Source organism: Pseudomonas sp. Sample_10 (assembly GCF_004321495.1).
In the GTDB taxonomy this organism is placed as follows: Bacteria; Pseudomonadota; Gammaproteobacteria; order Pseudomonadales; family Pseudomonadaceae; genus Aquipseudomonas.
Map to the genome: position 1 here is coordinate 2,699 of NZ_RCOE01000252.1, position 2,158 is coordinate 4,856.

General features: G+C 55.2%; 2 protein-coding genes and 1 pseudogene. All 3 read right to left on the minus strand.

What is annotated here, in order from left to right:
* Positions 1–881 (minus strand): ATP-dependent Clp protease ATP-binding subunit ClpX (gene clpX / locus D8U18_RS25065; protein WP_131108804.1); only part of this gene is annotated, 881 nt, incomplete at its 3' end.
* 113 nt (positions 882–994) lie between these two features.
* The gene (gene clpP / locus D8U18_RS25070; RefSeq protein WP_053161532.1) at positions 995–1,630 is read right to left on the minus strand and encodes an ATP-dependent Clp endopeptidase proteolytic subunit ClpP; all 636 of its coding nucleotides are present in this window, start codon (positions 1,628–1,630) and stop codon (positions 995–997) included.
* Positions 1,631–1,723: 93 nt separating this feature from the next.
* Positions 1,724–2,158: pseudogene (locus tag D8U18_RS25075) on the minus strand (trigger factor); the annotation flags it as partial.

Here is a 2,158-nt window from a genome sequence, read left to right on the forward strand (position 1 = left end):
TCAGGCTCGACTTCACGCAGGGATTCACCAACCTTCTTGCCTTCTTCCTTGCTGCGCACTTCGGCGTTGAAACCGATGCCGCCCTTGGTGGAACGGTTTTGAATAACCTTTTCCAGACCGGAGAACGCACCACCGCAGATGAACAGGATGTTACGAGTGTCAACCTGCAGGAATTCCTGCTGCGGATGCTTGCGACCACCTTGCGGCGGAACGGAAGCGACCGTGCCTTCGATCAACTTGAGCAGGGCCTGCTGCACGCCTTCACCGGAAACGTCCCGGGTGATCGACGGGTTGTCAGACTTGCGCGAGATCTTGTCGATTTCGTCGATGTAGACAATGCCCATCTGGGCCTTTTCCACGTCGTAATCGCACTTCTGCAAAAGCTTCTGAATGATGTTCTCGACATCTTCACCCACGTAACCCGCCTCGGTGAGGGTGGTTGCGTCGGCGATGGTGAACGGAACGTTCAGCAAGCGGGCCAGTGTTTCGGCAAGCAGGGTTTTACCCGAGCCTGTCGGGCCGATCAGCAAGATGTTGCTTTTGCCGAGTTCGACGTCGTCATTCTTTTTGTCACGCTGGTTCAGGCGCTTGTAGTGGTTGTACACCGCTACGGCCAGAACCTTTTTCGCACGCTCCTGACCAATCACATACTGATCAAGGATGCCGCTGATTTCTTTAGGCGAAGGCAATTTATGCGCGCTGCTTTCGGCCTGTGCTTCCTGCACCTCCTCGCGGATGATGTCATTGCACAGGTCGACGCACTCGTCGCAGATAAAGACCGAGGGGCCGGCAATCAATTTGCGCACTTCATGCTGGCTTTTGCCACAGAAGGAGCAATAGAGCAGCTTGCCGTTGTCCTCGCCGTTGCGGGTGTCAGTCATTCGTTCGATCCAAATCCGATAGGCTTGCAACACAAGATGAAGGCTATTGCGGGCTTTTTCAAGCCCGCCGCTGATCAGACGCGCCGACCAAGCCTATTTTGAGCTGCTTATTTTTAAGCTGGGCGCTGGTTGATCACTTCATCGATCAAACCGTATTCCTTCGCAGCTTCTGCACTCATGAAGTTGTCGCGGTTGGTATCGCGCTCGATTTCTTCCAGAGTGCGACCGCTATGCTTGGCCATCAGCGTGTTCAGACGCTCGCGGATGAAGAGGATTTCCTTGGCATGGATTTCGATATCCGAAGCCTGGCCCTGGAAACCGCCCAGTGGCTGGTGAATCATCACACGCGAGTTCGGCAGGCAGTAACGCTTGCCTGGTGCACCGGCCGTCAGCAGGAACGCGCCCATGCTGCACGCTTGACCGATACAGGTGGTCGATACGTTGGGTTTGATGAACTGCATGGTGTCGTAGATCGACATGCCCGCTGTCACCGAACCGCCCGGGGAGTTGATATAGAGATGGATGTCCTTGTCCGGGTTTTCCGCTTCAAGGAACAGCAGTTGCGCACAGATCAGGTTGGCCATGTAGTCCTCTACCGGGCCAACCAGAAAGATCACTCGCTCCTTGAGGAGGCGCGAGTAGATGTCGTAGGCGCGCTCGCCACGAGCGGACTGCTCGACAACCATCGGGACCAGGCCGCCTGCGGCCTGGATATCAGAGTTCTGCTGAATATACGAATTACGGAACATGCTCTGCAGTCACTCCCAAATAGTTATGTCTTGAATACGCATAAGCCAGCTCGAGAGCTGGCTTATGGTGTGTGCTTCTTAGCGCAAAAACAATCAGTCGGCTTGTGGAGCTTCTACCGGCTTGACCGCTTCTTCGTAAGAGACCGATTTGTCGGTCACGCTAGCTTTCTGCAGAACAGTATCCACAACTTGCTCTTCCAGCACAACCGAACGAACTTCGTTCAGTTGCTGGTCGTTCTTGTAGTACCAGGACACAACTTGCTCAGGCTCCTGGTAAGCAGAAGCCATCTCCTGAATCATCTCGCGAACGCGAGCTTCGTCAGGCTTGAGGTCGAATTGCTTGACCACTTCAGCCACGATCAGACCCAGCACGACGCGGCGCTTGGCTTGCTCTTCGAACAGCTCGGCCGGCAGTTGGTCTGGCTTGATGTTGCCGCCGAACTGCTGAACAGCCTGCACGCGCAGACGGTCAACTTCGTTGGACAGCAGAGCCTTTGGCACTTCGATCGGGTTGGTGGCCAGCAGACC

Coding starts and splice junctions, on each gene's coding strand:
- clpP (WP_053161532.1), bottom strand. CDS start 1,630: ATGTTCCGTAATTCGTATATTCAGCAGAACTCTGATATCCAGGCCGCA.